Source organism: Pseudomonas citronellolis, from assembly GCF_029335315.1.
GTDB lineage: Bacteria > Pseudomonadota > Gammaproteobacteria > Pseudomonadales > Pseudomonadaceae > Pseudomonas > Pseudomonas citronellolis_A.
The window spans coordinates 1-24,137 of record NZ_JARJLT010000052.1; the positions used below are offsets into that span (position 1 = coordinate 1).

General features: G+C 67.9%; 21 protein-coding genes. 15 read left to right on the forward strand and 6 right to left on the reverse strand.

Features of this window, described 5'->3' with window-relative positions; all coding sequences use genetic code 11:
- Nucleotides 1–9: 9 nt before the first annotated feature.
- From atpG to P3W75_RS04325, 6 genes are all read left to right on the forward strand, one after another.
- Nucleotides 10–870, forward strand: coding sequence for a F0F1 ATP synthase subunit gamma (gene atpG / locus P3W75_RS04300; RefSeq protein ID WP_276226168.1), 861 nt, complete (start codon nt 10–12; stop codon nt 868–870).
- 30 nt (nt 871–900) lie between these two features.
- The gene (gene atpD / locus P3W75_RS04305; protein ID WP_276226139.1) at nt 901–2,277 is read left to right on the forward strand and encodes a F0F1 ATP synthase subunit beta; all 1,377 of its coding nucleotides are present in this window, start codon (nt 901–903) and stop codon (nt 2,275–2,277) included.
- A gap of 181 nt (nt 2,278–2,458) precedes the next feature.
- The gene (locus P3W75_RS04310) at nt 2,459–2,884 is read left to right on the forward strand and encodes a F0F1 ATP synthase subunit epsilon (protein WP_089392554.1); all 426 of its coding nucleotides are present in this window, start codon (nt 2,459–2,461) and stop codon (nt 2,882–2,884) included.
- A 138-nt stretch (nt 2,885–3,022) separates the two neighbouring features.
- A complete protein-coding gene (glmU, locus tag P3W75_RS04315; RefSeq protein ID WP_276226140.1) occupies nt 3,023–4,390 on the forward strand; it encodes a bifunctional UDP-N-acetylglucosamine diphosphorylase/glucosamine-1-phosphate N-acetyltransferase GlmU in 1,368 nt (455 codons plus the stop codon).
- Nucleotides 4,391–4,531: 141 nt separating this feature from the next.
- Nucleotides 4,532–5,125 (forward strand): MarC family protein, encoded by a 594-nt coding sequence (locus tag P3W75_RS04320; RefSeq protein ID WP_276226169.1) that lies wholly within the window; start codon nt 4,532–4,534, stop codon nt 5,123–5,125.
- A 12-nt stretch (nt 5,126–5,137) separates the two neighbouring features.
- A complete protein-coding gene (locus P3W75_RS04325; RefSeq protein WP_276226141.1) occupies nt 5,138–5,953 on the forward strand; it encodes an N-acetylmuramoyl-L-alanine amidase in 816 nt (271 codons plus the stop codon).
- Here P3W75_RS04325 and P3W75_RS04330 read toward each other — a convergent pair.
- Both P3W75_RS04330 and algB read right to left on the reverse strand, forming a co-directional pair.
- Nucleotides 5,932–7,719, reverse strand: coding sequence for an ATP-binding protein (locus P3W75_RS04330; protein WP_276226142.1), 1,788 nt, complete (start codon nt 7,717–7,719; stop codon nt 5,932–5,934). The two genes, P3W75_RS04325 and P3W75_RS04330, sit on opposite strands and share 22 nt — an antisense overlap.
- Nucleotides 7,716–9,062, reverse strand: a complete 1,347-nt coding sequence (gene algB / locus P3W75_RS04335) for a sigma-54-dependent response regulator transcription factor AlgB (protein WP_276226143.1) — start codon at nt 9,060–9,062, stop codon at nt 7,716–7,718. Before algB ends, P3W75_RS04330 begins: the two co-directional genes overlap by 4 nt.
- Nucleotides 9,063–9,439: 377 nt before the next feature.
- Between algB and P3W75_RS04340 the strand changes: the two genes are divergently transcribed.
- From P3W75_RS04340 to P3W75_RS04350, 3 genes are read left to right on the forward strand one after another with little or no spacing between them, the layout of a single operon-like run.
- Nucleotides 9,440–9,688, forward strand: coding sequence for a hypothetical protein (locus tag P3W75_RS04340; protein ID WP_276226144.1), 249 nt, complete (start codon nt 9,440–9,442; stop codon nt 9,686–9,688).
- Nucleotides 9,689–9,726: 38 nt separating this feature from the next.
- Nucleotides 9,727–9,888: a DUF1328 domain-containing protein gene (locus tag P3W75_RS04345; protein WP_276226145.1), complete on the forward strand. Its 162-nt coding sequence runs from the start codon at nt 9,727–9,729 to the stop codon at nt 9,886–9,888.
- Nucleotides 9,881–10,351 carry an inhibitor of vertebrate lysozyme family protein gene (locus P3W75_RS04350; RefSeq protein WP_430765337.1) on the forward strand — a complete coding sequence of 157 codons (471 nt, stop codon included), beginning with the start codon at nt 9,881–9,883 and terminating at the stop codon, nt 10,349–10,351. The genes P3W75_RS04345 and P3W75_RS04350 overlap by 8 nt, the downstream gene beginning before the upstream one ends.
- A 176-nt stretch (nt 10,352–10,527) precedes the next feature.
- On the opposite strand, the gene P3W75_RS04355 is transcribed toward P3W75_RS04350, so the two are convergent.
- Entirely contained in the window at nt 10,528–11,184 is a 657-nt protein-coding gene (locus tag P3W75_RS04355) for a DUF3313 domain-containing protein (RefSeq protein ID WP_276226146.1), read from the reverse strand.
- A 491-nt stretch (nt 11,185–11,675) separates the two neighbouring features.
- On the opposite strand from P3W75_RS04355, the gene gltP reads away from it, so the two are divergent.
- The 5 genes from gltP (at nt 11,676) to P3W75_RS04380 (ending at nt 17,517) form a co-directional block, all read left to right on the forward strand.
- Nucleotides 11,676–13,010, forward strand: coding sequence for a glutamate/aspartate:proton symporter GltP (gene gltP, locus P3W75_RS04360; RefSeq protein ID WP_276226147.1), 1,335 nt, complete (start codon nt 11,676–11,678; stop codon nt 13,008–13,010).
- A gap of 192 nt (nt 13,011–13,202) precedes the next feature.
- Nucleotides 13,203–14,432 carry a nucleoside recognition domain-containing protein gene (locus P3W75_RS04365; RefSeq protein ID WP_276226148.1) on the forward strand — a complete coding sequence of 410 codons (1,230 nt, stop codon included), beginning with the start codon at nt 13,203–13,205 and terminating at the stop codon, nt 14,430–14,432.
- Nucleotides 14,433–14,637: 205 nt separating this feature from the next.
- Complete coding sequence (locus P3W75_RS04370) at nt 14,638–15,306, forward strand: trypsin-like peptidase domain-containing protein (protein ID WP_276226149.1); 669 nt, start codon at nt 14,638–14,640, stop codon at nt 15,304–15,306.
- Between the two features lie 244 nt (nt 15,307–15,550).
- Entirely contained in the window at nt 15,551–16,843 is a 1,293-nt protein-coding gene (locus P3W75_RS04375) for an MFS transporter (RefSeq protein ID WP_276226150.1), read from the forward strand.
- 119 nt (nt 16,844–16,962) lie between these two features.
- Nucleotides 16,963–17,517 (forward strand): GNAT family N-acetyltransferase, encoded by a 555-nt coding sequence (locus tag P3W75_RS04380; RefSeq protein WP_276226151.1) that lies wholly within the window; start codon nt 16,963–16,965, stop codon nt 17,515–17,517.
- On the opposite strand, the gene P3W75_RS04385 is transcribed toward P3W75_RS04380, so the two are convergent.
- Nucleotides 17,518–18,894 carry a M16 family metallopeptidase gene (locus tag P3W75_RS04385; RefSeq protein ID WP_276226152.1) on the reverse strand — a complete coding sequence of 459 codons (1,377 nt, stop codon included), beginning with the start codon at nt 18,892–18,894 and terminating at the stop codon, nt 17,518–17,520.
- 182 nt (nt 18,895–19,076) lie between these two features.
- Here P3W75_RS04385 and P3W75_RS04390 point away from each other — a divergent pair, with 182 nt between their 5' ends.
- The gene (locus tag P3W75_RS04390) at nt 19,077–20,042 is read left to right on the forward strand and encodes an NAD-dependent epimerase/dehydratase family protein (protein ID WP_276226153.1); all 966 of its coding nucleotides are present in this window, start codon (nt 19,077–19,079) and stop codon (nt 20,040–20,042) included.
- 248 nt (nt 20,043–20,290) lie between these two features.
- On the opposite strand, the gene P3W75_RS04395 is transcribed toward P3W75_RS04390, so the two are convergent.
- Together P3W75_RS04395 and P3W75_RS04400 are read right to left on the reverse strand one after the other, a co-directional pair.
- Nucleotides 20,291–21,856: a methyl-accepting chemotaxis protein gene (locus tag P3W75_RS04395; RefSeq protein ID WP_276226154.1), complete on the reverse strand. Its 1,566-nt coding sequence runs from the start codon at nt 21,854–21,856 to the stop codon at nt 20,291–20,293.
- Entirely contained in the window at nt 21,853–24,033 is a 2,181-nt protein-coding gene (locus tag P3W75_RS04400; protein ID WP_276226155.1) for a putative bifunctional diguanylate cyclase/phosphodiesterase, read from the reverse strand. Before P3W75_RS04400 ends, P3W75_RS04395 begins: the two co-directional genes overlap by 4 nt.
- Nucleotides 24,034–24,137 lie beyond the last annotated feature (104 nt).

The following is a 24,137-nucleotide window of genomic DNA, read 5'->3' on the forward strand; positions in this document are numbered from 1 at the left end:
AGGTGTCAAATGGCAGGCGCAAAAGAGATTCGCAGCAAGATTGCGAGCATCAAAAGCACGCAAAAAATCACCAATGCCATGGAAAAGGTGGCGGTGAGCAAGATGCGCAAGGCACAAATGCGCATGGCGGCCGGCCGTCCCTACGCGGAGCGCATTCGCCAGGTGATCGGCCATCTGGCCAACGCCAACCCGGAGTACCGTCACCCGTTCATGGTCGAGCGTGAAGTCAAGCGCGTCGGCTATATCGTCGTGAGCTCGGACCGTGGCCTGGCCGGCGGCCTGAACATCAACCTGTTCAAGGCGCTCGTCAAGGACATGTCCGCCCAGCGTGAGCGTGGTGCGGAGATCGACCTGTGCGTGATCGGTGCCAAGGGCGCATCCTTCTTCAAGAACTTTGGCGGCAACGTGGTTGCGGCCATCAGTCACCTGGGCGAAGAGCCGTCGATCAATGATCTGATCGGCAGCGTCAAGGTCATGCTGGATGCCTACCTGGAAGGGCGTATCGATCGCCTGTACGTGGTTTCCAACAAGTTCGTCAACACCATGACCCAGAAGCCGACCGTGGAACAGCTGGTTCCGCTGGTGGCCGAGGACAACGCAGACCTGAAACACCACTGGGACTACCTCTACGAACCCGACGCCAAGGCGCTGCTCGACGGCCTGCTGGTGCGCTACGTGGAATCCCAGGTGTATCAGGCGGTGGTTGAGAACAACGCCTGTGAGCAGGCGGCCCGGATGATTGCAATGAAGAACGCTACCGACAACGCCGGCGATCTGATCAGCGGACTGCAGCTGATCTACAACAAGGCGCGTCAGGCGGCGATCACCCAGGAAATCTCGGAAATCGTCGGCGGCGCTGCCGCGGTGTAAGAACAGGTTCAAAATTCAGAGGAACCAGACATGAGTAGCGGACGTATCGTTCAAATCATCGGCGCCGTGATCGACGTGGAATTCCCGCGCGATGCCGTGCCGAGCATCTACGAGGCCCTGAAGGTTCAGGGCGTCGAAACCACCCTCGAAGTTCAGCAGCAGCTGGGCGACGGCGTGGTCCGTTCCATCGCCATGGGTTCCACCGAAGGCCTCAAGCGTGGCCTTTCCGTGGACAGCACTGGCGCAGCCATCTCCGTACCGGTCGGCACCAAGACCCTGGGCCGCATCATGGACGTCCTGGGCAACCCGATCGACGAAGCCGGTCCCATCGGCGAAGAAGAGCGCTGGGGCATCCACCGCGACGCTCCGTCCTACGCTGACCAGGCAGGCGGCAACGACCTGCTGGAAACCGGCATCAAGGTCATCGACCTGGTCTGCCCGTTCGCCAAGGGCGGCAAGGTAGGCCTGTTCGGCGGCGCCGGCGTGGGCAAGACCGTCAACATGATGGAACTGATCCGCAACATCGCCATGGAACACAGCGGTTACTCCGTGTTCGCTGGTGTGGGCGAGCGTACCCGTGAGGGCAACGACTTCTACCACGAGATGAAGGATTCGGGCGTACTGGACAAGGTAGCCCTGGTCTACGGTCAGATGAACGAGCCGCCGGGCAACCGTCTGCGCGTCGCCCTGACCGGCCTGACCATGGCCGAGAAGTTCCGTGACGAAGGCCGTGACGTACTGCTGTTCATCGACAACATCTACCGTTACACCCTCGCCGGTACCGAAGTATCCGCACTGCTGGGCCGTATGCCTTCCGCAGTAGGCTACCAGCCGACCCTGGCCGAAGAGATGGGCGTTCTGCAAGAGCGCATCACCTCCACCAAGAAAGGCTCGATCACCTCGATCCAGGCCGTCTACGTTCCCGCGGACGACCTGACCGACCCGAGCCCGGCGACCACCTTCGCCCACCTCGACGCCACCGTCGTACTGTCCCGTGACATCGCCTCGCTGGGTATCTACCCCGCGGTCGACCCGCTGGACTCGACCTCCCGTCAGCTGGATCCGCTGGTCATCGGCCAGGATCACTACGACACCGCTCGTGGCGTGCAGTACGTTCTGCAGCGCTACAAGGAGCTGAAGGACATCATCGCGATCCTCGGCATGGACGAACTGTCCGAGTCCGACAAGCTGCTGGTGGCCCGTGCTCGTAAGATCCAGCGCTTCCTGTCCCAGCCGTTCTTCGTGGCTGAAGTATTCACCGGCTCGCCGGGCAAATACGTCTCCCTGAAGGACACCATCGCTGGCTTCAAAGGCATCCTCAACGGCGACTACGACCACCTGCCCGAGCAGGCGTTCTACATGGTCGGCGGCATCGAAGAAGCCATCGAGAAAGCGAAGAAGCTGTAATCCGTGCGCCCGGCAACGGGCGCCCAGGCCGTCGAGGAGCGTCACGAGCGACGGTCAGGCAAGGCGGAATCGATCGAGGAAGCGCAGTTTACGTTGGTAAACGAGCATTCCGAGATCGATTCCAACGCCGTCTGGCCTAGCGCAGTAGCTCATCGACTGCCTAATTACGTGAGGCAAGGGTATGGCTATTACAGTCCACTGCGACATCGTCAGCGCCGAAGCGGAGATCTTCTCCGGTCTGGTCGAGCTGGTCGTAGCGCACGGCTCCCTGGGCGATCTGGGTATCGCTCCGGGCCACGCGCCGCTGATCACCGAGCTCAAGCCGGGTCCGATCCGCGTGGTCAAGCAGGGTGGCGAGCAGGAGGTGTACTACATCTCCGGTGGCTTCCTCGAAGTCCAGCCGAACATGGTGAAGGTCCTGGCCGACACCGTGATCCGCGCCGGCGACCTCGACGAGGCGGCCGCTCAGACCGCGCTGAAGGAAGCTGAGAAGGCTCTGCACGCCAAAGGTGCCGAGTTCGACTACAGCTCCGCCGCAGCCCGCCTGGCCGAAGCCGCAGCGCAACTGCGCACGGTCCAGCAGGTTCGCAAGAAGTTCGGCGGCTAAGCCGGCTCGCGACGGCCAGGGGCTTCCGATTCGGCGACGAATCCGGGCCCGAGGCTTTAGCGACCTAGGGGAAAAGGGTAGCCTTGGCTACCCTTTTTCTTTTTCCACTCCATGGTTTTCCAGGACGGTCCCTCTCCCATGTCCCTCGAAATCGTCATCCTCGCCGCTGGCCAGGGCACGCGCATGCGCTCGGCCCTGCCGAAAGTCCTCCACCCGGTCGCCGGCAAGCCCATGCTGGCGCACGTGATCGACACCGCGCGCGGCCTCGCGCCGCAACGCATCCATGTGGTGATCGGGCATGGCGCCGACCTGGTGCGCGAGCGCCTGCAGGCCGATGACCTGAATTTCGTGGTCCAGGAGCAGCAACTGGGTACCGGCCACGCCGTGGCCCAGGCCGCGCCTTTCCTCAGCGCCGACCAGGTGCTGATCCTCTACGGCGACGTGCCGCTGATCGAGCAACCGACCCTCGAGCGCCTGCTGCAACAGGCCAGCGCCGAGCAGCTGGCGCTGCTCACCGTGCAACTGGACGACCCCACCGGCTACGGGCGGATCATCCGTGGCGCAGACGGCGAGGTGAAGGCGATCGTCGAGCAGAAGGACGCCAGCCCCGAGCAGCGTGCCATCCGCGAAGGCAACACGGGCATCCTCTGCGTGCCGCGCCAGCGCCTGGAAGGCTGGCTGGGCCGGCTGTCCAACACCAACGCCCAGGGCGAGTACTACCTCACCGACGTCATCGCCATGGCCGTGGCCGATGGCCTGCGCGTGGCCACCGCGCAACCGCAGGCGGCCATGGAAGTGCAGGGCGCCAACGACCGCCAGCAATTGGCCGAGCTGGAGCGCTACTACCAGCTGCGCGTCGCCCGCCGCCTGATGGCCCAGGGCGTGAGCCTGCTGGACCCGGCGCGCTTCGACGTGCGCGGTGAAGTGAACGTCGGCCGCGACGTGCAGATCGACGTCAACGTGGTCCTCGAAGGCCGCGTCGACATCGAGGACGACGTACAGATCGGGCCGAACTGCAGCATCCGCAACAGCGTGCTGCGCCGCGGCGCGATCATCAAGGCGAACAGCCACCTGGACGGCGCCGACGTCGGCCCCGACAGCGATGTCGGCCCGTTCGCCCGCCTGCGCCCGGGCAGCGTGCTGGAAGCCCAGGTGCATGTGGGTAACTTCGTCGAGCTGAAGAACGCTCACCTGCACGAAGGCGTGAAGGTCGGTCACCTGACCTACCTCGGCGACAGCGAAGTGGGTGCGCGCAGCAACATCGGCGCCGGTACCATCACCTGCAACTACGACGGTGCCAACAAGTGGCGCACGGTGATCGGCGAAGACGTCTTCATCGGTTCCAACAACGCCCTGGTGGCGCCTGTGGATATCGGTGCCGGGGCTACTACCGGCGCGGGTTCCACCATCACCGCCAGCGTGCCGCCGCAGACCCTGGCGGTCGGCCGCGCCAAGCAGCGGGTGATCGAGGGCTGGAAGCGCCCGGAGAAGATCAAGAAATCCTGATGCTCTGTGGATAATCGAGTGCCTGGGCGTCTGCCGCGAAGTTATGCACAGGCGCTCGGTGCCGTTCCGTCCCCGGCCGATTCATCCACAGGATCGGCCTTCCGCCCGGCGCCCAGGCGCCTGCCGCTTTCTCCTGGAGTTATCCACATGCTTGGCGTCGCCATCCTGATCTTCCTGATCACCGACCCCTTCGGCAACATCGCGGTGTTCCTCGCCGCCCTCAAGTCGGTGCCGGCCGAACGCCGGCTCAAGGTGGCGCTGCGCGAGCTGCTGTTCGCCCTCGGCCTGCTGCTGCTGTTCCTCACCCTGGGCGAACACATCCTCACCGGCCTCGGGCTGACCAAGGAGGCCACCGGGATCGCCGGTGGCATCATCCTCTTCGTGGTCGCCATGCGCCTGATCTTCCCCACGCCCCAGGGCGTGCTCGGCGACATGCCGGACAGCGAGCCGCTGCTGGTGCCGCTGGCCACCCCGGCGGTGGCCGGGCCCTCGGCGCTGGCGATGCTGATCACCTTGCGCACCACCTACACTGGTCCGTTATGGGAGCTCTACGTGGCGGTGGTGCTGGCCTGGGCCGCGACCGCGCTGATCCTCCTGCAGGCCTCCTTCCTGCAACGTTTCCTCGGCCCGCGCGGGCTGACCGCGGTGGAGCGCCTGGCCGGCATGCTGCTGATCATGCTGAGCGTCAACATGCTGCTGCAGAACCTGCGTAGCGTGCTGCACATCGTCGGATAGCCCGGAGCGACCATGCGCCAGCTGTGCCTGATCCTCACCGCCCTGTTGCTCGCCGCCTGCGCCGGCCAGGGCGGCCTGCAGATCGACCACGAGCATCCTTCGCGCAACCAGGACAGCCGCGTCCAGTACGTGATCATCCACTACACCTCGGCCGACCTGCCGCGCTCGCTGCAGCTGCTCACCCGTGGCGAGGTCAGCGCGCACTACCTGATCGGCGCCAACCCGCCGACCATCTACCAGCTGGTCGACGAGAACCGCCGCGCCTGGCACGCCGGGCAGAGCGAGTGGCAGGGGCGCACCTGGCTGAACTCCACTTCGATCGGCATCGAGCTGGTCAACCCGGGGTACATCGAGACGGCCAACGGCAAGGTCTGGGCGACTTATCCACAGGCGCAGATCGACGCCTTGATCCTGCTCCTCAAGGACATCGTCAAACGCCAGGGCATCGCCCCCGAACATATCCTCGGGCACAGCGACATTGCCCCACAGCGCAAGGTCGACCCGGGCCCGATGTTCCCCTGGAAGCGCCTGGCCGACGCCGGCCTGATCCCCTGGCCGCAGCCGGGCGAGCTGGCCCGCCACCTGGGCGAGCTGAACGGCCAGCTACCGGCGCCGGGCTGGTTCCAGCAGCAGCTGGCGCGGCATGGCTACGGGGTGCCGCTGAACGGCCAGCTGGACCAGGCCACGCGCAACGTCATCGCCGCCTTCCAGATGCGCTACCGGCCCGAACGCTTCGATGGCGAGCCGGACCTGGAAACCGCCGCGCTGCTGCTGGCGGTGCCCACGTCGATGGCCACCGCGACCGCTCAAAGCGGCAGCAGCATGTAGATCCGCGTGCCCTGGCCGGGCTGCGAGCGCACGCCGATGCGCCCGCCGTGCAACTGTACGATCTCCTTGCACAGCGCCAGCCCCAGGCCGGCGCCACCGCTGCGCCGGCCGACCTGCACGAAGGGTTCGAAGATGCGCGCCTGCTGGCTGTAGGCGATGCCTTCGCCGGAGTCCTCCACCGCCAGCAGCAGGCGTTCGCCCTGGCGCTGCGCGAGCAGGCGCACGCTGCCGCCGTCGGGGGTGTGGCGCAGGGCGTTGCCCACCAGGTTGTCGAGTACCCGCTCCAGGCGCAGGCGATCGACGTTCAGCACCGGCAGGTCGTCTTCCATCACCACGCCCAGGCTGATGGCGTGCGCCTGGGCGCGGGCCAGGAAGCGCTGCCGCGCCTGTTCGAGCAGCTCGCCGACCGCGCAGGGCTGGCGGTCGAGCTTCTGCTGGCCGTCCTGGTAGCGCGAGAAGTTCAGCAGGTCGTCGATCAGCCGCACCAGACGCTGCATTTCCTCGTCGACGGTGTCGGCCAGTTCGCGCTCGCGGGCGCCGTCGGGCAGGACCATGCGTTCGCGCAGCAGGGCGAAGGCCATGTGCAGGCCGGTGACCGGGGTGCGCAGCTCGTGGGAGGCGCGCAGGACGAACTCGCTGCGCACCCGTTCGAAGGCGCGCAGCTCGGTGACATCGCGCAGCACCAGCACCGCACCCATGCTGCGCCCGTCGTCGTGGGTGACCGGGGCCAGGGTCCAGGCCAGCAAGCGGCTATCCCCGCCGATCTGCACCTGCAGGTCCTGCGGGGTGTCGCTCATCGACTCGCCGCGCAGCACCAGGCCGGTGGCCTGCAGCAGCTCCTGGTTGTCGATCAGTTCGCCAAGCAGCTGGCCGTGAGGATCGCTCTGCGAGAACAGCTGGCGGCTGGCGACCGGGTTGGCGTGCTCGATGCGGCTGCGCCGGTCGAGGATCACCAGGCCGTCGTCGATGCTGTCGAGCACCGCCTGCAGGCGCTTCTGCCCGGCCAGCACCGCTTCGAAGTTGCTCGCCTTGTAGTCGGCCAGGGCCTGGGCCATGAGCCCGAAGCGCCGGCTCAGCGAGGCCATCTCGGCTTCCCGCGACACCGGCAGGTTGACGTCGAAATCGCCCTTGCCGATCTGGTCGGCGGCCCGCGCCAGGGCCTCGATCGGCGCGCCGAAGCGGCGCGCGACGCCATGCGCGGTGACGAAACCGATGACCAGGATGGCCAGTCCTACCAGCCCGAGCAGGCTGGCGATCAACCAGGCGTGCTGGCGCGAGCGGCGCTCGGCGTCGGTGATGGTCTGGATGGCGTGGCCGTGCAGGCCCAGCAGGTACTGGTGCAGGGCGTTGAAACTGCGGCTGAAGTCGCTGTCCACCACCAGGCTCCAGCGGTTGTCGCCGGAGGAGCTGACCTGGCCCTGGAACTGCTGGTTGGCCAGGTCGATGCGTTCGTACAGCGTGCGCTCGATCTCGTTGCCGGCGCGCGCGCGGCCATCCTTGAGGTCCTGGTCGAAGCGCGCGCGCAGGTTGGCCAGGCGCTGCTGGTCGGGGCTGTCGCTGAGCAACTGGGCCAACTGCTCGTCCAGCGCCTGGCGCAGTTGCTGGCTGCTGGCGATGGTGGCGAAGTTGTGCGAGATCAGCCGTTCCTGCTCGCGCCCCATGAGCATCACGCTGAACACCCCCAGGAGCAGGCCGATCAGGGCCAGGGTGATCAGCGCCGAGATGCTCAGGAACATCCGCGAGCGCAGGGTCAGCGCGCGTTTCACAGGTTGTACTGCTTGCGCTTGCGGTACAGGGTGGAGGCGTCGATGCCGAGGATCTTCGCCGCCTGGTCGAGGGTCGTGGCGCTGGCCATCACCGAGGCGATGTGGGCCTTTTCCAGCTCTTCCAGGCTCAACGCCTCGCCGACCCTGGGCAGGGCGTTGCCGGCCTGTTCGCCCAGGCCCAGGTGCTCGGGCTCCACCAGTTCCTGGTTGCAGATGATGCTGACGCGCTCGATGACGTTGCGCAGCTCGCGCACGTTGCCCGGCCAGGGGTACTGGCGCAGCAGCTCGGCGGCTGCCGGGGCGAAGCCGCGCGCCGGGCGCCCGTAGTCCTTGACGAAGCGGGCGAGGAAGCGCTCGGCGAGGTCCTGGATGTCCTCGGCGCGCTCGCGCAGCGGCGGCAGGTTGAGCACGATGACGTTGAGGCGGTAGAGCAGGTCCTCGCGGAACAGCCCCTGGGCGACCATGCCGGCCAGGTCGCGGTTGGTCGCGGCGAGGATGCGCACGTCGGCGCGGCGCGTCACCGGGTCGCCGACCCGCTCGTATTCCTTGTCCTGGATGAAACGCAGCAGCTTGGCCTGCAACGGCAGCGGGAAGTCGCCGATCTCGTCGAGGAACAGGGTGCCGCCGTCGGCCTGGCTGATCCGCCCCTGGGTGCTTTCGCTGGCGCCGGTGAAGGCGCCGCGGTTGTGGCCGAACAGCTCGCTCTCCATCAGCTCGGCGTTGAGCGACGGGCAGTTGATGGTCACGCAGGATTTCTTCGCGCGCTTGCTCCAGGCGTGGATGGCGCGGGCCAGTTCGCCCTTGCCGGAGCCGGATTCACCCAGGATGAGGATGTTGGCGTCGGTGCCGGCCACCTGCCGCGCGGTCTCCAGCACAGCGGTCATCGCCGGGCTGTGGGATTCCAGCTGTTCGCCGGTGCTCGGCTGGGCGCCTTCGAGGGCCTCCAGGCGCGCGGTGAGCTGGCGCACCTCCAGCTGCTTGGCGGCGGCCATGCGCAGCTGCTCGGGGCTGCATGGCTTGACCAGGTAGTCGGCGGCGCCGGCCTGCATGGCGTCCACCGCGGTGTCCACGGCGGAGTGCGCGGTGACTATCACCACGCGCATCCACGGCGCCTGCAGGCGCATCTGGGCGAGCAGGTCGAGGCCGTTGTCCTCGCCCAGGCGCAGGTCGAGGAAGCACAGGTCGAACACCTGGCGCTGCAGCAGGGCCTCGGCCTGGGCCGTGCTGGAAGCGGTGGCGACGTCGTAGCCCTGATCCTCCAGGCAATAGCGGAAGGTACGCAGGATCGCGGGTTCGTCGTCGACCAGCAGGATGCGGCCAAGCGTCTCCGGTGTCGGGTCCATGCGGGAGGGTCCTCGCGGTAAGGGGAAGTCCGTTTAAGGGTCTGCGTGTTTTAGTCCAGGAAATTTCTTGCAAGTTGCAATGAAACGTAGATGCGTTGGGCATTTTTTGTAGGAAACCTATCCCGAGAGGTCGATTTGACGGGGGGCTGGCGGGAACCTGCGCACCTGGCCAGCCGAGCCGTCGTGCAATTCGCACGGCGCGTCATGGGCGATCGTGCAGGATGCGCGCCCCAAGCCACCGACGGTTATCCACAACCATTTGTTCCTAAAGGGATTTTCCAATCAGCAGAAACTGGCATGGGACGTGCGACGGAGAGCCTGGGCGGCCCGGCAGCTTTCTGCCGACCGACCGCCAGTCCTTCGGGAGGAGCACACCCATGAACGCTGATGGCACCAAAGGGGATTCGCTGGGACGTCTGCTGTTGCTGGCCGTCGTTCTGATCGTCCTGCTGGATCGCTGGTACCCCGTGGACCTGCAGCGTTCCGCCACGCCGATGCCGGACGCCACGTCCAGCCTCATGCCGAAGAGCCAGCCGTTGTCGCGCGGCCTGCCGCCGGGCTTCACCGAGGACGTCGCGAATGTCCCGGTGACGCTCCAGGCGTCGCGCGGCAGTTGGGTGTTCTGAGGGGCGCGGGCCTTCCGTCACTACAGAGGAGACATTCCATGCTGAGCTGGGCTCTCACTTTCCTGATCATCGCCATCATCGCCGGGGTCCTCGGCTTCGGTGGCATCGCCGGCGCCGCGACCAGCATCGCGAAGATCCTCTTCGTGCTGTTCCTGGTGCTCTTCGTGCTGTCCTTCATCTTCGGTCGCCGTCGTGGTTGAGGCGCGCCCCCTGCGTCGGTTCCTGCTCGCGCTGCCGTTACTGGCGGCCGGGCAGGCCTGGGCGGCCGACAACGACGCCATCTACCGCCTCAACGAACTGCTGGATTCCGACCCGCAGTACCGCGAAACCTGGCAGGACCTGGTGAAGAAGGAAGAACGCCTGCCTGACTGGGTGATGAACCTGGACGGCACCGCCACTCCCATGCAGGGCCAGGAGGAGGACGGCGACAAGTACCTGGTGGGCGAGCTGTGCAAGGCCCACGACTGCGCCGCCAATCGTCTCTACGTGGCCTTCAGCTGGGACAAGAAGGACGCCTACGCGCTCTACGTGCAGGTGCCGGAGAACCTGCCGGCGGACAAGTCGCCCAGTCGCCATGCGAGCTTCCGCTGGCTGGGCAAGCCGGACAAGGGCATGCAGCAGTTGCTCGACGAGCAGCTCAAGGCCGATCCGAACTGGTACTGAATCCGCGCCACCCGAGGCCGGGTGGGGCTTGACCAGGGGGCCGGGATGCCGGGGGGAGCAGTGGAGCCCCGGCGACCCAGGGGCACAGGGAGTGCCTTCGCCAAGGGCCGGGTCAGGTGAAGGCTGCGACGGGGCGGCCGCGGCTCACGAGGCCGCGTCGCCCCGAAGGGCCGGATTCAGCGCTGGCGCCAGCTGGCGGCGTCCTCGGCCCAGGCGTCCAGGGCCGGCTCGAGGTCGCCCAGGGTTGGCTTGGCGCTGGCGTTCTCCAGCGATTTCCCCGCGCCCTTGCGCACCACCTTGAATACCGCCTGACCGCTGTCGGCATCGATCGCCTCGGCTTCGATGAATACGGCGGTGGCCTGGTCGCGCGTGCCGATGGCGCTGCTGGTGGCGGCCACCACCAGGGCGATGGGAATCACCTCGTAGGCGTGCAGGCCCTCGTTGGACACGTCCACGCCGGTGATGGCGCTGCGCAGGATCAGGGTGCCGGGTTCGGCGCGGCCGACCAGCCGGTAGCGTGCGCCCAGGCGCTTGGCGATGGCCTGCTGGAGATAGCCGGGGAGGGCGTCCAGGGTCGCCTGGTCGACTCGTTCGGTGGCGGTGGGGCGCGGCGTCAGCGCCGGGCGCTCGACCAGCACCGAGCTGTAATGGCTGGCGTCGAAGCCGGGAGCGGCCCAGCGCAGCACCGGGGCTCCACTGGGGGAGCTGGCGGGTTGCAGTTGCGAATAGTCGCCGAGGAAGCCGGAATACTGCGAAGGCTCCGGCACCTTGCTGGCGCAGCCGGCCAAGGCGGCGGCCAGGCACAGCGCGGAGAGGGTCTGCTTGAGGGGCATGCGGCGTCCTTGTGCGGGGATGCGCGGCGGCCGGGGCGGCCATCGGTCGGGCGGCGATGGTAGCGGCAGCTTTCCTCGAACTTGTCTGATTCGGGTCAATCCCGGCCGGCCACGGGCTCGCCGACAATGGCTGGGTCGTGTCGGCGAGGGCGCCATGTCCCGCCGAGGCGACCATCCATCGTCAAACGCAGGCCGTCGCGCCTGCGGCATGGCAGCGCACCTGGGGCGCTGTGCCGTGTGCCTGGACGACCCGGCAAAAAGCCGCCATGGCGGCGCCTGCAATCTTCAAGCCTGGCGAAAAAGCAAGGGTTGGCGGGCCTGGAACCCGGGTTCCATTTGCCTTTTCCCATGCCGATTGCGCATGGGGTAGTCGCTTCCGGCATTAGACGTGATGGGAGGGGCTGGGAATCATGCGCCCCTTTTTTCGCCACCCGGCCAACCCGGCGCGGGCGAAACCCCCGACTTCCACAAGAAACAAGGGTGAACACACTATGGGCAAAGCCAAGCTCAGCCTCGCCTGGCAGATCGTCATCGGTCTGGTTCTGGGTATCGCCATGGGCGCCGCGCTGAACCACTTCAGCGCCGACAAGGCCTGGTGGATCGGCAATATCCTGCAGCCGGCGGGCGACATCTTCATCCGCCTGATCAAGATGATCGTGGTGCCGATCGTCATTTCCTCGCTGATCGTCGGCATCGCCGGCATGGGCGACGCGAAGAAACTCGGGCGCATCGGCCTGAAGACCATCCTCTACTTCGAGATCATCACCACGGTGGCGATCGTCGTCGGCCTGGTCCTGGCCAATGTGTTCCAGCCCGGCGCCGGCATCGACATGAGCACCCTGGGTACGGTGGATATCTCCAAGTACGCGCAGACCGCCAAGGAAGTGGAGCACCACCACGCGTTCATCGAAACCATCCTCAACCTGATCCCGTCGAACATCTTCGCCGCCATGGCGCGTGGCGAGATGCTGCCGATCATCTTCTTCTCGGTGATGTTCGGCCTGGGCCTGTCGTCGCTGCCGGCGCCGACCCGCGAGCCGCTGGTGAAGATGTTCCAGGGCGTGGCCGAGGCCATGTTCCGGGTCACCCACATGATCATGCGCTACGCCCCGATCGGCGTGTTCGCGCTGATCGCGGTGACCGTCGCCAGCTTCGGCTTCGCCTCGCTGTTGCCCTTGGCCAAGCTGGTGATCCTGGTGTACGTCGCCATCGCCTTCTTCGCCTTCGCCGTGCTCGGCCTGGTGGCGCGGCTGTTCGGCTTCTCGATCGTCAAGCTGATGCGCATCTTCAAGGACGAACTGGTCCTGGCGTATTCCACCGCCAGCTCCGAGACCGTGCTGCCGCGCATCATCGAGAAGATGGAAGCCTATGGCGCGCCCAAGGCGGTGAGCAGCTTCGTGGTGCCCACCGGCTACTCCTTCAACCTCGACGGCTCGACCCTGTACCAGAGCATCGCGGCGATCTTCATCGCCCAGCTCTACGGCATCGACCTGTCGCTGGGCCAGGAGATCATGCTGGTGCTGACCCTGATGGTCACCTCCAAGGGCATCGCCGGCGTGCCGGGCGTGTCCTTCGTGGTGCTGCTGGCGACCCTCGGCAGCGCCGGGATTCCCCTGGAAGGCCTGGCCTTCATCGCCGGTGTCGACCGCATCATGGACATGGCGCGCACCGCGCTGAACGTCATCGGCAACGCCCTGGCGGTGCTGGTCATCTCCAGGTGGGAAGGCATCTACGACGCCGCCAAGGGCGCGCGCTACTGGGCGGCGGTGGAGCAGGGGCGTGGCGAGGAATTGCTCAACGACGCCCGTCAAGGCGCCGCTCACTGAGCAAGGGCAAGCGGCGGATAACGCTTCGCGTTATTCGCCCTACGCCGGCCCCACCATTGATGTAGGGCGAATAGCCGTTCGCGGTTATCCGCCGCGACGCCGGGCACATGCCCGGTTCCGGGGCCTTGGCGTTTCTGGCCGCGGCGGACGCGCGCCGTTATCATCGCGGCCAATGTCCTTGGGGGGATACCCATGCTCAACGGCCTCTGGCTCGGTTTTTTCCTGGTCGCGGCGGTCACCGCGCTGTCGCGCTGGCTGCTCGGCGGCCAGGCCGACGTGTTCGCCGCGATGGTCGAGAGCCTGTTCGCCATGGCCAAGCTGTCGGTGGAGGTCATGGTCCTGCTGTTCGGCACCCTGACCCTCTGGCTCGGCTTCCTGCGCATCGCCGAGCAGGCCGGCCTGGTGGAACGCCTGGCGCGTCTGCTGGGCCCGCTGTTCCGCCGGCTGATGCCGGAAGTGCCGGCCGGGCACCCGGCGATCGGCCTGATCACCCTGAACTTCGCCGCCAACGGCCTGGGCCTGGACAACGCCGCCACGCCCATCGGCCTCAAGGCGATGAAGGCGCTGCAGGAACTCAACCCCAGCAGCACCACGGCGAGCAACGCGCAGATCCTCTTCCTGGTGCTCAACGCCTCGTCGCTGACCCTGTTGCCGGTGACCATCTTCATGTACCGCGCGCAGCAGGGCGCGGCCGACCCGACCCTGGTGTTCCTGCCGATCCTCCTGGCCACCAGCGCCTCGACCCTGGTCGGCCTGCTCTCGGTGGCGCTGATGCAGCGCCTGCGCCTGTGGGATCCGGTGGTGCTCGCCTACCTGATTCCCGGCGCCCTCGGCCTGGGCGCCTTCATGGCGCTGCTCGCCGGGCTCTCGGCCACGGCGCTGGCGCAGCTGTCGTCGCTGCTCGGCAACCTGACCCTGTTCGGCCTCATCGTGCTGTTCCTGGTGCTCGGCTGGCTGAAGAAGGTGCCGGTCTACGAAACCTTCGTCGAGGGCGCGAAGGAAGGCTTCGACGTGGCGAAGAACCTGCTGCCGTACCTGGTGGCGATGCTCTGCGCGGTGGGCGTGCTGCGCGCTTCCGGGGCGCTGGAGCTGGTGCTCGATGGCATCCGCTGGAGCGTGTTGCAGCTGGGCTGGGACACCCGCTTCGTCGACGCCCTGCCCACCGCGCTGGTCAAGCCGTTCTCCGGCAGCGCGGCGCGCGCCATGCTGCTGGAAACCATGCAGAGCCAGGGCGTGGACAGCTTCGCCGCACGCCTGGCGGCCACCGTGCAGGGCAGCACCGAAACCACCTTCTACGTGCTGGCGGTGTACTTCGGCTCGGTGGGCATCCAGCGTGCCCGGCATGCCGTGGGTTGCGCCCTGGCGGCGGACCTGGCCGGGGTGCTGGCGTCGATCGGGGTGTGCTACTGGTTCTTCGGCTGAGGCGCAGGGGCCGGCTGCGCTAAGGGAAATCAAATAATTCGAAGGTTTATTTGATTTCCCTTAGATCTTAGGAAAATTCATTCAGAATCAATAAGTAAAACTGCTTGGATTGCCGCTTGGCGCCAGCAGCGGCTCGATGATTTTGTATAAGAGTTTTCCATCCATCGGAATTAGATTTTCCTCAAAAAAATCCGAGGAAAACACGATGAAAGGGAAACTCGCCTGCCTGCTGTGCAGTGTCTTGCTGAGCGGCTGCAACGGCTGGGTCAAGCCGGAAACCGATGGCGCGCTGACCTCGCGCTACTTCACGGTGACCTCCGGCCTGCCGGCGCCGGGGCTGGTCGTGGCCTCGGCGATCCAGTGGAACGCCGACTACGCGGTGACCGCCGCCCACGTGCCCTACCTGTCGAGCCTGGCCTACTCCTGCAGCACCCGTTGCGACCTGGTGTTCATCCGCCACAAGGCCAGCGGCGCGTTGCCGAACTGGCGCCCGGCGCGGGTCGGCGAGGCGGTGACGGCGCTGGGCGCGAGCAGCTTCCTGATTCCCACCAGCTCCGAAGGGCGGGTCTGGCCGGTGCCCTACCGCAACCTCAACGAGCCCAGCCAGGAGCTCTACGGCATCCACGACGCCGCCCTGGCCCAGGGCATGTCGGGCGGCCCGCTGCTGGCGGCCGATGGCAGCGTGGTGGGGATGAACATCGGCTACCAGGGCACCTTCTGGCACGGCATCAGCCATCCCGGGCTGAAGGGCGCCAAACGCGTCAGCGTGTTCGTGCCCTACGCGATCATCGAGCGCGAATGGAAGCTGTTCCAGGCCGAGCTGGCGCGCCAGGGCAAGGACGCCGGGCGGCCGTTACAGGCGAGCAATCCCTAGGGCGGGGTGGCGCGGGTGGGGCAGGGTGGTGGACAGCTGCCTCTCCCGCGCCTTTTTTGTGAACTTTCCGACGAACAGTCGCGAAGCTTTCGCCAGTCTTTCAAACCCTTGTATTTCGGGCCTTTCAGCCATTTTTCATTTGCCCGCGGACAACTTTTACACATAGGGTTACAAATAACTTCCCAGCCGCTGCCCGGTTCCCTCGCGCGCGGGAAGGCCCTGTGACTGTCTGAGTGGTGTCCCCATGGCTTCCAACAATTCCAAGGCCAAGGCCGTTTTCCGCGTGGTCAGCGGAAACTTCCTCGAGATGTACGACTTCATGGTGTATGGCTTCTACGCCACCGCCATCGCCAAGACCTTCTTCCCCGGCGACGATCCCTTCGCCTCGCTGATGCTGTCGCTGGCCACCTTCGGCGCCGGCTTCCTGATGCGCCCGCTGGGAGCGATCTTCCTCGGCGCCTACATCGACCGCCACGGCCGCCGCCAGGGCCTGATCATCACCCTCGGGCTGATGGCCATGGGCACCCTGCTGATCGCCTTCGTGCCCGGCTACTCCACCCTCGGCGCGCTGGCGCCGGCGCTGGTGCTGCTCGGCCGCCTGCTGCAGGGCTTCTCCGCCGGGGTCGAGCTGGGCGGCGTGTCGGTGTACCTGGCGGAGATCGCCACACCCGGCAAGCGCGGCTTCTTCGTCAGCTGGCAGTCGGCCAGCCAGCAGGTGGCGGTGGTCTTCGCCGGGCTGCTGGGGGTGATCCTGAACCACTGGCTGAGCCCCGAGCAGATGGGCGAGTGGGGCTGGCGCGTGCCGTTCTTCGTCGGCTGCATGATCGTCCCGGCGCTGTTCATCATCCGTCGCTCGCTGGAAGAGACCGAGGTGTTCAAGGCGCGCAAGCACCACCCGAGCCTGGGCGAGGTGTTGCGTTCCATCGGGCAGAACTTCGGCCTGGTGCTGGCCGGCACCGCCATGGTGGTGATGACCACCGTGTCCTTCTACCTGATCACCGCCTACACCCCGACCTTCGGCAAGAACGAGCTGCACCTGTCGGACTTCGACGCGCTGCTGGTGACCATGCTGATCGGCCTGTCGAACTTCTTCTGGCTGCCGGTGATGGGCGCGCTGTCCGATCGCGTTGGGCGTCGCCCGCTGCTGATCGCCGCCACCGTGCTGGCGCTGCTGACCGCCTACCCGACGCTGTCCTGGCTGGTGGCCGAGCCGAGCTTCGCGCGCCTGCTGATGGTGGAGCTGTGGCTGTCGTTCCTCTACGGCAGCTATAACGGCGCCATGGTGGTGGCGCTGACCGAGGTGATGCCGGCGGACGTGCGCACCACCGGTTTTTCCCTGGCCTACAGCCTGGCCACCGCGACCTTCGGTGGCTTCACTCCGGCGGTATGCACCTGGCTTATCCACAGCCTGGACAACAAGGCCGCGCCCGGCCTGTGGCTGAGCGGCGCGGCGCTGCTCGGCCTGGTCGCCACCCTGGTGCTGTTCCGCCGCCGCGGCCGCGCGGCCAGTTCCGGCGGCGCGCTGGCCGGCGCCTGAGGGCCTGCGGCATCCTGTCACTGGCGGCCCCCGTGCGCCCTTGACCTCGATCAAGGGTGGACGGGCGCGGGTGGAGAAGGATAGGTCAACCTTTCTTCTTCGCTCGCGGAGATACGACCATGCCCACACCCCTGCACCACCACGCCGCGGCGCTCGCCGCCGCCGGCCACGACCACTGGATCGAGACCCTGGACGACGGCAGCCATGTGCTGATCCGCCCGCTGCGCGCGGAAGACCGCGAGCTGGAGCGGGATTTCCTCGAGCGCCTGTCGCCGATGACCCGCAAGCTGCGTTTCCACGGTGAGGTGAAGATCAGCGACGCGCTGCTCGACCGCCTGATGGACGTGGATTACCAGCAGACCATGGCCTTCGTCGCCCTGGCCCACGACAGCGGAGAGCTGCGCGAAGTCGGCATCAGCCGCTATGCCGCGGCGGCCGAGAACGCCCAATGCGAATGCGCGCTGACCACCGCCGACGACTGGAAACGCCGGGGCCTGGAGAAGGCGCTGATGCGCCACCTGATCGAGGTGGCCAAGCGCAACGGTTTCGCCCAGATGTACAGCATCGACCAGGCCATCGACCGCGAGATGCGTGACCTCGCCGTGGAACTGGGCTTCCAGGCCCAGCGCGACCCGGACGACGCCACCCGCGTCATCCGCCGCCTGGCGCTCTGATCAGCCGCGCCGCCGGCGCCACAGCAACAGCGCCGGCGGCAGCAGTACCAGCAGCAGGGCCAGCGCGCCCAGTGGGTAGGCCATGTCGTCGTCGAGCAGCGGTTTCTCGATGCGCAGGTAGCCCGCGTCCTTGAACAGCTGGCGCGCGGTGTCGTTGGCCTGTTGCAGGCTGACCTTGGCCAGGCGCCGGTCCTCGTTCGGGAAGCGCTCGCCGTCGTAGTCGGCCAGCGCACCCCAGTAGTAATCGGCGAGGCTGGCGTTGCTCGGCGTGCTCCAGGCCAGTTGGGCCCGCTGCACGCGCTGGATGCGCGCGAAGCGCTGCGGGTCGAGGCCGCGCTGGCGGATGCCGTCGAGCAGTTCGCCGAGGGCCTTGAGCGTGGCGTCCTGGTCTTCCCGGGCGATGTCCGCGTTGAGGCTGAAGAAGCCCTGATTGGCGTAGGACGTGCGCTCGCTCCAGGGCCCGTAGGACAGCCCGCGATGCACCCGCAGCTCGGCGTAGAGCGCGTCGCTCAGATAGGCCTGCAGCAGGTCGAGGGCGGCGCCGTCGGCGTCCGCCGGTTCCGGGAAAATCCAGTGCGCCACCGCACCCTCGCCGAACAGACCGGTGTTCAGGGTGCGTTCGTGCGCGGCCCGGCTTTTCATTTCCGGCAGTTCGCGGCGTTCCGGCGGGTTGCGCTCGGGCAGGCTGCCGAAGGTGTGGCTGAGGTAGGCCGGCAGGCGCGGGTCGAGGTCGCCGACCACGATCAGGGTCATGTTGCTCGGCACGTACCAGTCGCTGCGCAGCTTCTCCAGCTGGGCCTGGGTCAGGTGCGCCACCTGCGGGCGCTCGGCGCAGGCCAGGCCGAGTTCCACGGCCAGCTGCTCCTGGCCGGGGCGGCTGATGTTCTGGTGGTCGAGGAAGCGTTGCAGGTGCGAGTAGCGGCCGCCGTCCTCGCGGATCAGCACCTGCTTGGTGGCTTCCACCCGCGCCTTGTCCAGTTGCGTGCGCGTGAGCACTTCCAGCAGCAGGTCGAGCACCTGGCGCTGGGTGGCGGCCGGCGCCTCGATGACGAAGGTGGTGTCGCCCTCGCTGGTGTAGGCGTTCCACTGGCCGCCGAGCGCCTGCATGCGCGCTTCCAGGTCGGCCTCGTCGCCGCCGTCCAGGCCGCTGAAGAACAGGTGCTCCAGCAGGTGCGGCAACTGCCGGTCATGGCAGGTGAAATCGGAAAATCCCACCCCCACCACCAGGCGGATCGACACCGAGCCGCGCTGCGCGGTCGGCTTGAACAGCACGCCGAGGCCGTTCTGCAGCTGGTAGCCCTCCACCGCCGCGCGCGAGTCGGCGAGCGACCACGGGCAGAGCAGCAACAGCAGCAGGGGGGCGAACAACCAACGCATGGGCCTGGCCTGGAAAAGCAAAGCCACGAGGATAGCGGATTGCCCGGCATCCACCTACCCGTGCGGGCGCGCGGCGCGATACCGTGGCCGGGTCTATCATCAGGCGTGGCGCGAATGGTCACTGCTGGCGCTTCGCTAGCGGATTTACCCTGCCTTATCCGTCCACCGCCGAGGTCGCTTGCATGCGAGTCCTGGTCACCGGCGCGGCTGGCCACCTGGGCCAGAACCTGCTCAACGAACTGGCGGTCCAGCACCTGGACTGGAGCCTGGTGGCGGCGGACATTCGCGCGTTGCCCACGCAGAACCTGCGGCCGAACATCGAGCCGGTGCGCCTGGACATCGGCCACTCCAAGCAGGTGATGGAATGCGTGCGGCACTGGCGCCCGGACGCCATCGTGCACCTGGCGGCGGTGATCAACCCGCCGCGCGAGATGTCGGCCACGCGCCTGCATACCATCGAGGTCGGCGGCAGCAAGGCGCTGTTCGAGGCGGCCGGCGAGAACGGCGTGCGCCAACTGATCGTCGCCAGCTCCGCCGCGGCCTACGGCTTCCACCCGGACAACGCCGAGTGGATCGACGAAAGCCACCCGCTGCGCGGCCATTCGCAATTCCCCTTCGCCCGCCACAAGCATGAGATCGAGCAGCTGCTGGGCGGCCTGCGGACTACTTATCCACAACTGCGCCAGCTGATCCTGCGTCCCGGCACCATTCTTGGCCGGGGTGTGCACAACCCGGTCACCGACCTGTTCAAGGGGCGTTCGGTGCTGGGGATAAGTGGCCGCTGCAGTCCCTTCGTGTTCATCTGGGACCAGGACGTGGTGAACGTCATCCGCCAGGGCCTGGAACGCGGCAGCGAGGGTGTCTACAACCTGGCCGGCGACGGCGCGCTGAGCCTGCGCGAGATCGCCGAGATCCTCCGCAAGCCCTACCGCCCGCTGCCGGCGCCGCTGCTGCGCGGCGCCCTGGCGTTACTCAAGCCGCTGGGCCTGGCGCGCTTCGGCCCGGAGCAGGTGGATTTCCTGCGCTACCGGCCGGTGCTGGCCAACGCGCGACTGAAGCAGGAGTTCGGCTACCAGCCGCGCTATACCAGCCGCGAGGCGTTCCTGGCCTTCATCGCGGCGCGGGGGTTGAAGGTGAGGGATCACTGATTCCCCGGGGCGAACCGCCTGGCGGCGGATAACCGCGAACGGTTATCCGCCCTACGTCGAACGCCGGCGTCTCGCCTGGTCGTAGGGCGCATAACGCCTATAGCGTTATCCGCCGTCGCGTCCCCGCTCCCGGAACCACCGTAGGAGCGCGCCACGCGCGCGATTCGCGGGCATGGCCCGCTCCTACGGGGAGGGCCCCAATACCCAGGCGTTATCCGCCGCAACCGCGGGGAGCCGATCGCGGTCGGTCAGCTGCGCCGTCCCTCCCAGAAATGCACCGCCAGCAGCCGCAGTTCGGCGGCCAGGGCCGCCACCCGGGCGGCGCTGTCCTGGCTGCGGTTGGCGCTGCTGGCGTTGCCGTCGGCGGATTCGCGGATCGCCAGCAGGCTGCGTTCGATCTCTTCGCTGGCGCAGCCCTGCTCCTCGATGGCGCCGGCGATTTCCAGGCTCATGCGCTGGATCGCCGCGACCTGCTCGGCGATCTGTTCCAGCGCGCCGGCCGCGCGGCCGGCCTGGCCGAGGCTGGCGTGGGCCTGCTCGCAGCTGTGGCGCAGGGCCTGCACCGAGGCGCCGGCGCCGCGTTGCAGGTCGGCCACCAGCCTGTGGATATCCAGCGCCGAGTCGGCGGTGCGCGAGGCCAGCGCGCGCACTTCGTCGGCCACCACCGCGAAGCCGCGCCCGGCGTCGCCGGCGCGGGCCGCCTCGATGGCGGCGTTGAGCGCCAGCAGGTTGGTCTGCGCGGCGACTTCCTGGATCACCGCGAGCATCCGCGAGATGCCGGCGCTGTGACCGTGCAGTTGCTCGACGGCGGCGCCGGCCTGGCGCACCGCGTCTTCGAGGATTTCCAGCTGGTCGCGGGTGCTGCGCACCTCGTCCTGGCCGGCGCGCGCCTGGCGTTCGCCACATTGCGCGGCCACCGCGCTGTGCTGGGCGTGGCGCGCCACTTCCTGGACGCTCTGCGCCAGCTGTTGCATGGCGCTGGCCACCTGGTCGGTTTCCTGCTGCTGGCGGCGCGTGCCCTGGCCGGCGCTGGCCACCGCCGCGGCCAGTTGCCCGGCGTGCTCGGCCAGCTGGCGCGAGGCGTCGGCCATGCGCCCGACCACCGCGCCGGTCTGCGCGTCGAGCATGCGCAGGGCGAAGTCCAGCTCGCCGAACTCGTCGTCGCGGTCGCTGTACAGGCGCTGGCTCAAGGGGTTGTCGGCGATGCCGCGGGCGCGCGCCAGCAACGCCTGCAGCGGCTGCAACTGCCAGAGCAGCCAGGCGCCGCCGGGCACCAGGGCGAGCACGCCGGCGGCCGGCGCCAGGCCCGGCAGCGCCATGCCCAGCAGCGCGCCGAGCGCCTGGGCCAGCAGCAGCCCGCCGAGCAGCCGCGCGCGCAGGTCCAGGCGTGGGCGGCGTAGCGTGGCGCCGGCGCGCAGGCGCGCGTACAGCGCTTCCGCCGCCGCGATCTCGGCGGCCGAGGCGCGGGTGCGCACCGACTGGTATTCGACCACCTCGCCGCCACGGCGGATCGGCGTGACGAAGGCGCTGACCCAGTAGTGGTCGCCGTTCTTGCAGCGGTTCTTCACCAGGCCCATCCAGCTGCGCCCGGCGCGCAGGGTGGCCCACAGGTGGGCGAAGGCGACCGGCGGCATGTCCGGGTGGCGCACGCGGTTGTGGTTGTGGCCCAGCAGTTCCTCGGCGCTGAAGCCGCTGATGGCGAGGAAGTCCGGGTTGAGGTGGCTGACCGCACCCTTGAGGTCGGTGGTGGAGAGGATGTTGGCGCCCTCCGGCACCTCGACCTGGCGCCCGCTGACCGGCAGGTTGAGCTTCATCGGTGGGTCTCCATGGGGGCCGGGTGCAGTTCTTCGGGCGGCAACGGGCGGCTGAACAGGAAGCCCTGGGCGAAGCGGCAGCCTTCCTTGCGGAGGAATTCCAGGTGTTCGGGGTGTTCCACGCCTTCGGCCACCACTTCCAGGCCGAGGCTGCGGCCCAGGCCGACGATGGCGCGGCAGATGGCGCTCAGCTCGGGGTCGTCGGGGACCTTGCCGATGAAGCTGCGGTCGACCTTCAGCAGGTCCAGCGGGAAGCGCTTGAGGTAGCCCAGCGACGAGTAGCCGGTGCCGAAGTCGTCCAGCGCCAGGCGCACGCCGTGGGCGGCCAGCTCGCGCAGGCAGGCGAGGGTTTCGGCGCCGTCCTGCATCATCAGGCTCTCGGTGATCTCCAGCACCAGGCTTTTCGGCGCAAGGCCCGTGTCGTCGAGGATCTGCCGGACCCGCTCGGCGAAGCCCGGTTGCTGCAGTTGGCGGCTGGACAGGTTGACCGAGCAGTACAGCCGCGGCTGGCCGGCGCGCTGCCAGGCGGCGGTCTGCCGGCAGGCTTCGCGCAGCACCCAGTCACCGACCCGGACGATCTCCCCGGATTCCTCCAGCGCCGGGATGAACTGCAATGGCGACACCAACTGGCCGTCGCGCCGCCAGCGCAGCAGCACTTCCACGGCGACCGGGCGCGGCGGGTCGACGTCGATGCGCAGGATCGGCTGGTAGTGCAGGCTGAATTCCTCGCGCTCCAGGGCCTGGGCCAGGGCGCTTTCCAGGTCCAGGCGGCGCTGCGCGGCGGCCTGCAGCTCGCTGGAGAAGCGCGCGTACTGCGCCTTGCCGGCCTCCTTGGCGCGGTACAGCGCGAGGTCGGCGGCCTGCAGGGTGTCGATCGCCTGACCCTCGGCGATCAGCCCGGTGATGCCGATGCTGGCGCTCACCACCAGGGTGCGGCCGTCCAGGTGCAGCGGCTGGTGCAGGCAGTCGAGCATGCGTTGGGCGACCTGCTCGGCGTCGGTCAGGCTGGCCATGTCGTCGAGCAGCACGACGAACTCGTCGCCGCCGAAGCGCGCCAGGTGGTCGCCCGGCCGCAGGCAGCGCAGCAGGCGCTGGGCGACTTCCACCAGCACGCGGTCGCCGACGGCGTGGCCGAGGCTGTCGTTGATCAGCTTGAAGCGGTCCAGGTCGATGAACAGCAGCCCGGCCTCGCGCGCGCCGGGGCGGCGCTGGCGTTGCAGGGCCTGCTGCAGCAGCTCGTCCAGGCGCAGGCGGTTGGCCAGGCCGGTCAGCGGGTCGTGGCGCGCGGCGTGGCTGAGCTGGTGTTCGCTGGCCTTGCGCTGGCTGATGTCGCTCTGCGAGCCGGCCATGCGCCCGTCGGTGATCACCCCGCGCGCCTGCACCCAGAGGTAGCCGCCATCGCGCTGGCGGATGCGGTATTCGTGGTTGAGCAGCGCGGTGCTGCCGCGCAGGTGGGCGTCCATGGCCTGGCGCAGGCCGGGCAGGTCGTCGGGGTGGACGCGGGCGAACCAGCTGGCGCTGCCTTCGCCGAGGCTGTCGCGGCTGAGCCCGAGCATCCGCGTCCAGCGCTCGGAGACGTACAGCCGGTCGTTGCCCAGGTCCCAGTCCCAGATGCCGTCGTTGGCCCCGCGCAGGGCGCGGGCGAAGCGCGCCTCGCTGTCCTCCAGGGCCTGGCGCTGGGCGGCGCCGTAGGTGTCGATGGCCAGCGACATGTCGAAGAACACCCGCTTGAGCAGGCTGGCGAAGGTGGCCGCGCCGGGCGCATCGCCGAGCAGCTCGACGAGCACGTGGTCGAGGTACAGGCGGTAGGCGCCCAGGTACCACTTCAGTTCCACGCCCACCTGCTGGTGGACCAGGCCGATGCGCAGGCGGTCGCGCACGTAGTCGGCGTCCTGGGTGGCGTCCCACAGCTGCGTGTAGTAGTGCCCCTGGCTGCGCTTGAGGCGTTCGAGCACCACCGGGTCGGAGAGGATCGCCGCCAGCGGCGGGTAATGCCCGAGGTGCGCGTAGAGCAGGTCGATGAACGCCCGGTGGCTGTCCGCCATGGCCGCGCCGCTGGCGTGCAGGCGCTGGCCGTCGGCGTCCTGCCAGTCGAGGTAGCGCAGGCGCTGGTCGATCTCCGCCGGCGACAGGCCGATGCGGTCGAGCATGTGGTCGAGTTTGGGTCCCAGGCCCATGCTTGGCCTCCTTGCGGGTTTTCCGAGGGCATGAAAAAAGCGCCGCTCCGGCGCACGGGAAATGCGTCGGATACGGCGCTTTGTCTTGCAGGCCCTGGGATGTC

Bases quoted from the DNA above. Each gene is read 5' to 3' on its own strand.
- atpG (WP_276226168.1), top strand. From the start codon at position 10: ATGGCAGGCGCAAAAGAGATTCGCAGCAAGATTGCGAGCATCAAAAGC.
- atpD (WP_276226139.1), top strand. From the start codon at position 901: ATGAGTAGCGGACGTATCGTTCAAATCATCGGCGCCGTGATCGACGTG.
- P3W75_RS04310 (WP_089392554.1), top strand. From the start codon at position 2,459: ATGGCTATTACAGTCCACTGCGACATCGTCAGCGCCGAAGCGGAGATC.
- glmU (WP_276226140.1), top strand. From the start codon at position 3,023: ATGTCCCTCGAAATCGTCATCCTCGCCGCTGGCCAGGGCACGCGCATG.
- P3W75_RS04325 (WP_276226141.1), top strand. From the start codon at position 5,138: ATGCGCCAGCTGTGCCTGATCCTCACCGCCCTGTTGCTCGCCGCCTGC.
- algB (WP_276226143.1), bottom strand. From the start codon at position 9,062: ATGGACCCGACACCGGAGACGCTTGGCCGCATCCTGCTGGTCGACGAC.
- P3W75_RS04340 (WP_276226144.1), top strand. From the start codon at position 9,440: ATGAACGCTGATGGCACCAAAGGGGATTCGCTGGGACGTCTGCTGTTG.
- P3W75_RS04345 (WP_276226145.1), top strand. From the start codon at position 9,727: ATGCTGAGCTGGGCTCTCACTTTCCTGATCATCGCCATCATCGCCGGG.
- P3W75_RS04355 (WP_276226146.1), bottom strand. From the start codon at position 11,184: ATGCCCCTCAAGCAGACCCTCTCCGCGCTGTGCCTGGCCGCCGCCTTG.
- gltP (WP_276226147.1), top strand. From the start codon at position 11,676: ATGGGCAAAGCCAAGCTCAGCCTCGCCTGGCAGATCGTCATCGGTCTG.
- P3W75_RS04365 (WP_276226148.1), top strand. From the start codon at position 13,203: ATGCTCAACGGCCTCTGGCTCGGTTTTTTCCTGGTCGCGGCGGTCACC.
- P3W75_RS04370 (WP_276226149.1), top strand. From the start codon at position 14,638: ATGAAAGGGAAACTCGCCTGCCTGCTGTGCAGTGTCTTGCTGAGCGGC.
- P3W75_RS04375 (WP_276226150.1), top strand. From the start codon at position 15,551: ATGGCTTCCAACAATTCCAAGGCCAAGGCCGTTTTCCGCGTGGTCAGC.
- P3W75_RS04380 (WP_276226151.1), top strand. From the start codon at position 16,963: ATGCCCACACCCCTGCACCACCACGCCGCGGCGCTCGCCGCCGCCGGC.
- P3W75_RS04385 (WP_276226152.1), bottom strand. From the start codon at position 18,894: ATGCGTTGGTTGTTCGCCCCCCTGCTGCTGTTGCTGCTCTGCCCGTGG.
- P3W75_RS04390 (WP_276226153.1), top strand. From the start codon at position 19,077: ATGCGAGTCCTGGTCACCGGCGCGGCTGGCCACCTGGGCCAGAACCTG.
- P3W75_RS04395 (WP_276226154.1), bottom strand. From the start codon at position 21,856: ATGAAGCTCAACCTGCCGGTCAGCGGGCGCCAGGTCGAGGTGCCGGAG.
- P3W75_RS04400 (WP_276226155.1), bottom strand. From the start codon at position 24,033: ATGGGCCTGGGACCCAAACTCGACCACATGCTCGACCGCATCGGCCTG.